We start from the raw sequence: 8,665 nt of genomic DNA, 5'->3' as shown, positions 1-8,665 counted from the left end.
TTGTAATTATCCATCTATCAACAAACAAAAAATCATCCCTTAAAGGGATTGCTGTTACAAATTATTTTCCAGTAAAATCACGTTTTTAAGTAACCAAACTATGTTGAAACTCAATGGTTTTAGTCGTGTACTGTTAGCTGCTTTGTTGAGTATTAGCTTTGTGCAAACTGTGAATGCCGAGCCAACTGCAACGCTGACAGTTGTAGTCAAGGGAATTAGTAGCCAAAAGGGGGAGATTTGCATGGGAATTTACTCCCGTGCTAAAGGATTTCCGATGAGTACTGAGGATGTATTGAAAAGTGCTTGTGTACAGCCTCAAGGCAATACTTTAACTCATATATTTTCTGGTTTGAAACCGGGAACTTATGCCGTGGCGGTAGTAGATGATCAGAATGGCGATCGCAAACTCAATAAAGACTTTATTGGCATTCCCAAAGAAGGTTTTGGCCTGTCTCGAAATCCCACTGTCTCAATAGCAACTGGTACACCCAGTTTTTACGATGCCAGTTTTATACTGATGCAAAATCAAAATACCAAAATCAATATTTTGATGAAATACTCTCTTGATTCGTAGTTCGTAATTCGTAATTCGTAGTTCGTAATTCGTAATTCGTAATATTTCCTGCGGAAACGCTACGCGGTAAGCGCAGCTATGCCCGTCAGGGCTTTACATAATTCGTAATTCGTGACTACCAGCTTTTTATTAATTGGGGATGGGTGGGTTATTTACGCCGTGCTGTACTAGATGGTAGGGGATGGGAATGAGAAGTTTCTGCACCCTACTGCCTCTCCTTTGATCGCGACTCGCCATTACACAAGGCAAAATTTGCCAAAGAATATATATGCAAGAGTTGACGATATTCATTACTCAGTCTTTGCTGAGTTGGCTGGCTATTCAAATGTGTTTAGCGTTGGTTTTTCTGTTATACCTGCGGTTACATCAAGAAAATGTAGTAGCCGATGAGCAATTACCCAAAACGGCTGTGATTCTTTGCTTGCGGGGGGCTGATCCTTATTTACCTAATTGTGTGGAGGCACTGTTAAATCAGAATTACCCAGAGTATGATTTAAAGCTGATTATTGATAGTCAAGAAGATCCAGCTTGGCAAATTGTCAATGATATTATCAATGAACAAGGAGTCAGCAATGTCCAAATTAGCCCTCTGAGGACTATCCGACATAATTGTAGTCTTAAATGTAGTTCGCTGTTGCAAGCTGTTTCAGAATTGGATGATTCTTATCAAGCGATCGCTTTAGTGGATGGTGATACTATTGTTCATGCTAATTGGTTACGTGAATTAATTAGTCCTTTAGCTGACCCCAAAGTGGGCGCGACTACAGGGAACCGTTGGTTTGTCCCTACAGGTAACTATTGGGGTTCTTTGGTGCGCTACATCGGTAATGTGTCTACTGTGGTGCAAATGTACCTGTTCCAAGTTCCTTGGGGTGGAACTTTAGCGATAAAAACAGAGGTACTGCGCCAAACAGGTCTACTAGATAAATGGAGACAGGCTTTCGGCGAAGATTTTATGATGCACAAGATCCTGAAGCAACATGGGATGAGGGTTAAATTTGTACCTTCTTTAATGATGCTGAATCGGGAAGAGTGCGATTTACTGGGCTTAATAGACTCTCTCAAGCGTCTTATATTATATTCTCGACTTTACCATCCCAGTTGGTTAGCTATTGTTGGTGACGCTGTTTCTAGTATTTTGTTTCCTTTTGTGGCTATAATTCTGTTTATCTTATCTTTGTTAGATGCACAATGGAATTTAGCAGTTTTATTATTTTCCACTTATTGCATTTACACTGTGGGATTACTCTTAGTAACACTAATTTTAGAGTTAGGAGTAAGTCAAGTAATTCGCTCTCATGGTCAGCCAAATACAAAGTTAACGGCAGTGATAATAGCCAAAATTTTCATTGCTATTCCCCTCACACAATGGGTATATGGCTTGGCTTTACTCTCTTCGTTATGGATGTCAACAGTGAAATGGCGCGGTATTGTTTATCGTGTGCAAAATCCTTGGAATATCCGATTAGTTGAATACCATCCTTATGATTTCTTGGATCAACCTACCGATAGCAAAATTTCTCTTTGATAAGGAGTGCTGAGTCTAAACCCAGTTACCAGACAGTAGGAATAAAAGATGAATGATTTGGTGATATTCCTATGTAGGTGTTTAACGGTTGCCTTGGCTGTTCAAGTATGTTTTATGTTAGTGTTTTTGTGGCATCTATCCTCATCCCAAAAACATCTTTTAACAGATGAAGAGTTACCCAAAACGGCAGTGATTCTTTGCCTCCGTGGTGCTGACCCGTTTTTGAGTGATTGCTTGAAAGCACTGTTAAATCAGAATTACGCCCAGTATGATTTAAAGTTAGTCATTGATCGCATGGAAGATCCAGCATGGACAATTGCTACTGATACTGTCCAGGAACATGGCGCGACAAATGTGCAAATTAGCCCTTTGCGAATTATCCGTAAAAATTGCAGTCTCAAATGTAGTGCTTTAATCCAAGCTGTGAAAGAGTTGGATGATTCATATCAAGCGATCGCATTAGTAGATGCTGATACAATTGTTCATGATAATTGGCTGCGTGAATTAGTCACTCCTTTAGCTAATCCCCACATTGGCGCGACAACGGGAAACCGTTGGTATGTCCCTACAGGTAGCCATTGGGGTTCTATAGTTCGGTATATGTGGAACGTATATGCTGTAGTGCAGATGTATTTATATGGCATTCCTTGGGGTGGGACTTTAGCAGTTAAAACAGAAATCATTCATCAAACAAGATTGCTTGATAAGTGGGGAAAAGCTTTCTGTGAAGATACAATGATGCGTCAAATCTTAGGTAAACATAAAATACAGATTAAATTTGTACCTTCTTTGATGATGCTGAATCAAGAAGAGTGTGATTTAACTGGTTTAAAATCTTGGATGCAGCGTCAATTGTTGTTTTGCCGACTTTATCACCCCCATTGGTTAGCAGTGGTTGGTAATGCCATTTTAACCATACTCTGTCCTACGCTTTTGACTGTATTGTTTGTAGCAACTTTGCTAACTGGACAATGGTATGCTGCATCATTATCTCTTAGCTACTATAGCAGCTATGTGGTGGCATTACTGTTGATGGTACTTTTATTAGAGCAAGGAGTACAGCTAGTTATTCACGCTCACGCTCAACCAAGTCCACAATTATCCCTGACTGCAATTTTCAAGATGTTAATGGGAATTCCCTTAACACAATGGGTATATGGGTTCGTCTTCCTCTCTTCTCTCTGGATGTCAAAAGTTAAGTGGCGCGGTATCACCTATAAATTCAAAAGTCCCTGGAAGATTCGGTTAGTTGAATATCGTCCTTATCAATCCATAGACCAACCTGTTTCGCCTAATATTTCCTTGAATTGATCATCTAGTTTTTTGTTTTACCAAAAGCATAAAAACTCCCATTTGTTTGCGCCACAATTCACAAAATTACTAAAATTATGAACAAGCAACCTCTCCGCATTGCTCTGTTTACAGGATTATATGCTCCTTTTTTGACAGGGGTTTCAGTTGCTGTCCACCAACGGGTGCGTTGGCTGCTAGAACAAGGGCATGAAGTCTTTCTTGTCCACCCAGAAATTAATGACCAGTATCCGAAAAAAGTTGGCAGTCGTCCGATGCCAGGACTGGAAGAATTGCAGTGTTTTTCTAACTTTTCTGCTTATGCTTTCCCCACAAAGCCACTAGTTTTTTATAAGTCTTTACCTCAACCCTTGCATCATCGCCATTGGAGTGATACCAAATTATTAGAAAAGTTCCAACCTGATATTATAGTAGTGGAAGAAGCCCCACAAATGCGAGGTTTCTATTCAATGTTCTTGCAAGGTTATGGTCGCCCCATTGGTGTTGAATACGCGAAACAAACTGGGACTCCAATTATCTCAATTTTCCACACTGATATTGTTGCCTATATTCAATACTATTTAGGCAATCATGTTTTCAATTTGATGCGTCCGATTATTCCCTTTTTAGTTAAACAATCTACCGAAGTTTATGACCGCAACTTATTTCCTTCTCAAGCACAACTTTTGAAGTACAATGAACTGAATTGTCAACGGGGTGAATATGTTCCTTATCAGGGAATTGATTGCGAGAAATTCCACCCTAGAAATATTATCCACAATCCCATTCCCGACGATAACAGACCAACTATCTTATTTGTGGGACGCATTACGGCGGAAAAAAATGTCACCCAATTGATAAATATGTTTCCGCTAATTGCTGCCAAAATTCCTGATGTTCATTTGGTGATTATTGGTAGTGGTCCCCTGGATGAAGAACTGCGTCAGCGTTCTCAAAAATTTGCAGGTATTACTATGTGGGGTGAGTCTCACGGTACAGAACTTTTGGGTTGGTTTGCTCGTGCAGATGTATTTGTTAACCCCTCTGCAACTGAAAATTTTTGTACAACAAATAACGAAGCCTTGGCTTCTGGTACTCCTTTGGTAGCTGCGGTTGCACCTTCAACGGCTGAACAAGTTATTTCTGGTCGTAATGGCTTTTTAGCTGACGCGAACAATCCTCAAGATTTTGCTGATAAGGTGGTGGCAATTTTGGCAAATTCTCAACTTAAAGCAGAAATGTCTGAACAGGCTCGTCCTTCTATTCTTCAATATGATTGGTCAGCGTGTTCACAAAAGTTTGAAGATAAGCTTTATGAGCTAGTTGAAGATGTTAAGAAGTTAGAATTTGTCGTTCGTTCGTAATTTGGACACTGATGGCGGGCAAGATGCCCGCCCCACAAGAGTTTCATGGTTTGGGTCTGTACTCCATTTACCTGTAATATGCTTTTACACTACTAAGTAGGTAGGTAGAAAAAAACCAAACTATAGGAATCCGGTTTGGTTTATGAATTTACTCGTAGAGGTAGGGAACAGGGAACAGGGAACAGGGAACAGGGAACAGGGAACAGGGAAGAAGGAATCAAGGAATAGGTCGTTTTGTTCAAAATTCAAATAGGAGTCCTATATATTATGAAAAGTAAGCAAGGCAAAAATCCTTACCAATAACCAATGACAAAGAAAAAATGACGACCCCCATCAGTTAACTTTATTAAAATTACAAATTACGAATTACGAATTACGAATTACGAATTAGTAATTATTTTGTTGCTTTCTCGATTTGCTGTGCAAAATATGTTTCTTTGTGTTTGATTTGTTGAGCAATTTCTAATCCTTTTTGAAATGCTGCGAGTGCTTGGGGATATTCTTGACGTTCTAAATACAGTTGCCCAATTTGGTCGTAAGCTTGCATCATGCCATAATAATTGACGGCTTGCTCTTGTGTCTCAATTAGAATTTGGCTAGTTTGCAAAGCTTCATCTATTTGTTCTTGGGTACGATATAAGGCAATTAACTTTTGTAATGCTTCCGCAGCACGAGCATATTGGCGCGATCGCATCCCCATAAGATAAGCTTCTTGATAGTTGTTAAATGCTTCTTTAAGTAAACTGGGATTTTCCTGGGCTATAGTTTCATAATTTGAGCCAATGGCTAATTTTAATTCGGGAATTTTAATCAGATTATTTTCCTGTTCATAAATTTCTGCTATTCTCTTGAGAACATCTAGGGCTGGCTGGGGTTGTTTTGTCTGCTGGTATATATAACGTAGCTGTTGCAGGTATGTTAACTGACTAGTTTTATCGCTCTGGGTAGCAGTTAAATTCAATAATCTCTCATAAGTGGCTGCTGCTTGAGGATAATCAAACCAACTCAAATGCAATTCGCCCATTATTGTCAGGGTTTGCAAGACTGCAACTGCATCTTGTTGTTGTTGGACTGCTGTTAAAATTTGATCATAAACTGCTAAAGCTAGTTGAGGCGATCGCACACTTTGGTATGCTTCACCAAGCGATCGCATTAAATCTAAATCAACAGTTTTTTGCCTTTGTGCTTGCTTTTGAATCGTTTGCAAACGCTGTGTAATAAATCTTACCTGCTCACTAGCATTTCGACCCCAAGCGATCGCCCCAAAGCGTGATAATGTTTGCACTTGAGCCAATGAACCCAAATACCACCGCAAACGGGCTTCCCGGTTCCAAATCTCAAACGCTGTGTCCTGATCACCTGCTTGCAATTTGGCCGCTGCTTCTTGATTCAACTCATCCAACGCCCTCTCTAAACTTTGCAGTTCTGGGAGAGTTAACGGCTGTCTTTTAATCGAAGGCGGTAACAGAGGATCGGTAGTGGTAACTTCTAGAGGATTAGCAAGAAATTTAGTCGGCTGTTTGGGCTTTTTAGTCTCTGCTAGGGTTAACGAACTGTGAAGCTGACAAAGGACAGCGACAGTAATAATAATACATAAGCGCCTGAGCATGATTACTTTACCTGAGATGGGAATAGGGCATAGGTGATGACTAGCATACCCAAAAATTTTAACTGCCAATTTGTGTGACGCATTAAAAATCGATAATTCTCCCCACGGACAAGCTTTACAATGAATCCAGAGAATTTAAATGTCATGACTAATTCTATGGATATTACAACCTTAGCTCGCTGGATGGCGGCTGATTTTAGCAATCAAGCACAAGCTTTTGAAAACCCACCTTTTTTTGCTCATATTCGCGTGTGTATGCGTCCTCTACCCCTAGAGGTGTTATCGGGAATCAGTTTGTTTGTAGAACAGGCTTATGATTATATGCTGAATGACCCTTATCGCGTGCGGGTTTTAAAGTTGCTCAATGCCGGGGATAGAATTGAAATCGAAAACTATACTGTGAAGGAAGAAGAAAACTTCTATGGCGCATCCCGTGATTTGCAACGCCTGAAAACTTTAACCAGCGATCGCTTAGAAAAGTTACCAGGATGTAACATGACTGTAGAGTGGGGTGGTAACAGCTTCAAAGGTAAGGTAGAACCCGGAAAAGGCTGCATCGTCTTTCGGAAAGGGCAAAAAACCTATTTAGATAGTGAATTTGAGATTAGTGAGGAGAGATTTATCAGTCTTGACAGAGGACGTGATTTAGAAACAAATGAACATATTTGGGGGTCTGTCGCTGGGCCATTTCACTTTGTACGTCGCCACAGTTTTGCTGATGAAGTGATTTCGCTGTCAGAAGTCAGATAATTTAGGATGCTTTAGCGGCTAACTCCAATGGATGACAATAAGGAACTCGTTCCACAGAAGTTTCCCACATCCCATTGGGGTATAGCTTCAACAAGCGAAAACCGGGGTATTTGGGGTCAATCATCAATGTGGGACTTTTTGAGCGAAACTGAAGTCCAGTTGATGGGGTACTGAGGTAGTGGACTTGATGACGCTGGCGTTGAAATTCTTGATGGATGTGACCAAACAAAACTAATTTAACTTGGGGATGACGGTCGAGAACAGCAAAAAATTCTTGCGGATTTTTGAGAATGCTACTATCTAACCACGCCGAATTGACGGGAAAAGGTGGATGATGTAAAGCCACTAAAGTGGGATAATCACCCAGAATTTTTAATTCAGAGTCTAGCCAATCGAGAGTTTTACCTGAGAGATAACCATGTAGACAACCAGGAACCGAAGAATCGAGTAAGATAAAATTCCAACCACCACGATGAAAAGACTTGCGCCGGGAAACCATCCCCATATTTAATATGTCATCCATTGCGATCGCACAGTCATGATTCCCCGGAATCCAGTAAGCAGGTATTTGGAGTGGATTGACTAAATTTTGGAGATTATCATAGGAATCAGGCTTACCATCACCAGACAAATCTCCTGTTAGCAGAAGTAAATCAACTTCAGTTTTTAGCTCCTTCAATCTTTCTACAACTGCCTGAAAAGACTGTATGGTAGGCATTCCCAGCATTTGCTGATTTTCCGAAGCAAACAGATGTGTATCTGTTACCTGAGCAATTGAGATAGGAGAGACTTGTTTCATTTCACTGATGGCGATATGTGCAACTTAACATCTGGTTCTTATCCGGGAAGGTAGCTGACCAAGTTCATACTAAATTTGATGTGATCATAGAGCTAAAAAGCATAAAAAACACTCAATCTCTTAAAACAGGCGAATTTTCATCCATCTTAAGAGTGAAATTGTATTTTTTTTTGTATTTTACGTCACCCATCCTGGGCAAAAATTCATCAATTCCTCACACTATCCCCAAAAATCTTCATTCAACCTTGCCATCGTCTGGAATCTGAAAATGCTATTAACCGCTAAATTCGCTGAGGTTAGGCAAAATTTCCTCAGACCCAGGGTGTGAATTTCGATGAGTTGTGCTATGATAAGGAATCGTGAGAGCGATCGCGGCGACATAGCCAAGTGGTAAGGCAGAGGTCTGCAAAACCTTTATGCGGCGGTTCAAATCCGCCTGTCGCCTTCAGGGTTTCAACGATTTTAGTCCCCTAGATTCTCTAGAAACCAACAATCCAGTAGCCAAACGAGTAGCCAAAAAGATTCCCCAAGCTGTTATCTGCTGTATGGGGAATTTTGGTGAGCATCAGGCGGTTGTGTGTGTATAAGAAGACAGGATTACCGCAACCTAACCGCCTATGTACATAGGTGTATTATTACGCCATACCTTTAATATAGTTAATAAAATCAGAAGTCTCTTGGAACCGCCTAACACTGGTTTTAACTCACATATCCTCTGATTTGCTCTAGTTCGGTTTTCAGCCTTGGCATG

At 40.4% G+C, this 8,665-nt stretch carries 8 protein-coding genes and 1 tRNA gene; 7 read left to right on the top strand and 2 right to left on the bottom strand.

Annotation, left to right across the window (positions count from 1 at the left end; translation table 11 throughout):
• Positions 1–100 precede the first annotated feature (100 nt).
• From VB654_RS18495 to VB654_RS18480, 4 genes are all read left to right on the top strand, one after another.
• Positions 101–574, top strand: a complete 474-nt coding sequence (locus tag VB654_RS18495) for a DUF2141 domain-containing protein (protein ID WP_323215269.1) — start codon at positions 101–103, stop codon at positions 572–574.
• Between the two features lie 268 nt (positions 575–842).
• Positions 843–2,102, top strand: coding sequence for a glycosyltransferase family 2 protein (locus VB654_RS18490; RefSeq protein ID WP_323215268.1), 1,260 nt, complete (start codon positions 843–845; stop codon positions 2,100–2,102).
• A 48-nt stretch (positions 2,103–2,150) separates the two neighbouring features.
• Positions 2,151–3,413: a glycosyltransferase family 2 protein gene (locus VB654_RS18485; RefSeq protein WP_323215267.1), complete on the top strand. Its 1,263-nt coding sequence runs from the start codon at positions 2,151–2,153 to the stop codon at positions 3,411–3,413.
• Positions 3,414–3,490: 77 nt separating this feature from the next.
• Positions 3,491–4,756 carry a glycosyltransferase gene (locus tag VB654_RS18480; protein WP_323215266.1) on the top strand — a complete coding sequence of 422 codons (1,266 nt, stop codon included), beginning with the start codon at positions 3,491–3,493 and terminating at the stop codon, positions 4,754–4,756.
• Positions 4,757–5,150: 394 nt separating this feature from the next.
• Here VB654_RS18480 and VB654_RS18475 read toward each other — a convergent pair whose 3' ends face one another.
• Positions 5,151–6,365, bottom strand: coding sequence for a tetratricopeptide repeat protein (locus tag VB654_RS18475; protein WP_323215265.1), 1,215 nt, complete (start codon positions 6,363–6,365; stop codon positions 5,151–5,153).
• A 144-nt stretch (positions 6,366–6,509) separates the two neighbouring features.
• On the opposite strand from VB654_RS18475, the gene VB654_RS18470 reads away from it, so the two are divergent.
• The gene (locus tag VB654_RS18470) at positions 6,510–7,115 is read left to right on the top strand and encodes a chromophore lyase CpcT/CpeT (protein ID WP_323215271.1); all 606 of its coding nucleotides are present in this window, start codon (positions 6,510–6,512) and stop codon (positions 7,113–7,115) included.
• 1 nt (position 7,116) lies between these two features.
• Here VB654_RS18470 and cpdA read toward each other — a convergent pair whose 3' ends face one another.
• On the bottom strand, positions 7,117–7,914 hold the full coding sequence (gene cpdA / locus VB654_RS18465) for a 3',5'-cyclic-AMP phosphodiesterase (RefSeq protein ID WP_323215264.1): 798 nt from the start codon (positions 7,912–7,914) through the stop codon (positions 7,117–7,119).
• Positions 7,915–8,287: 373 nt separating this feature from the next.
• Here cpdA and VB654_RS18460 point away from each other — a divergent pair.
• Positions 8,288–8,359, top strand: a tRNA-Cys gene (locus VB654_RS18460).
• Positions 8,331–8,501: a hypothetical protein gene (locus VB654_RS18455; RefSeq protein ID WP_323215263.1), complete on the top strand. Its 171-nt coding sequence runs from the start codon at positions 8,331–8,333 to the stop codon at positions 8,499–8,501. Before VB654_RS18460 ends, VB654_RS18455 begins: the two co-directional genes overlap by 29 nt.
• The last annotated feature ends 164 nt before the right edge of the window (positions 8,502–8,665 follow it).

The organism is Nodularia sp. UHCC 0506, from assembly GCF_034931045.1.
Classification (GTDB): domain Bacteria; phylum Cyanobacteriota; class Cyanobacteriia; order Cyanobacteriales; family Nostocaceae; genus Nodularia.
Note: the sequence above shows the minus strand (reverse complement) of the source record. Positions and strands in the feature narration are given on the sequence as shown.

What these genes read in the sequence shown, in the direction of transcription:
- VB654_RS18455 (WP_323215263.1), top strand. Translation starts at nt 8,331, where the DNA reads ATGCGGCGGTTCAAATCCGCCTGTCGCCTTCAGGGTTTCAACGATTTT.
- VB654_RS18495 (WP_323215269.1), top strand. Translation starts at nt 101, where the DNA reads ATGTTGAAACTCAATGGTTTTAGTCGTGTACTGTTAGCTGCTTTGTTG.
- VB654_RS18475 (WP_323215265.1), bottom strand. Translation starts at nt 6,365, where the DNA reads ATGCTCAGGCGCTTATGTATTATTATTACTGTCGCTGTCCTTTGTCAG.
- VB654_RS18485 (WP_323215267.1), top strand. Translation starts at nt 2,151, where the DNA reads ATGAATGATTTGGTGATATTCCTATGTAGGTGTTTAACGGTTGCCTTG.
- cpdA (WP_323215264.1), bottom strand. Translation starts at nt 7,914, where the DNA reads ATGAAACAAGTCTCTCCTATCTCAATTGCTCAGGTAACAGATACACAT.
- VB654_RS18490 (WP_323215268.1), top strand. Translation starts at nt 843, where the DNA reads ATGCAAGAGTTGACGATATTCATTACTCAGTCTTTGCTGAGTTGGCTG.
- VB654_RS18480 (WP_323215266.1), top strand. Translation starts at nt 3,491, where the DNA reads ATGAACAAGCAACCTCTCCGCATTGCTCTGTTTACAGGATTATATGCT.
- VB654_RS18470 (WP_323215271.1), top strand. Translation starts at nt 6,510, where the DNA reads ATGACTAATTCTATGGATATTACAACCTTAGCTCGCTGGATGGCGGCT.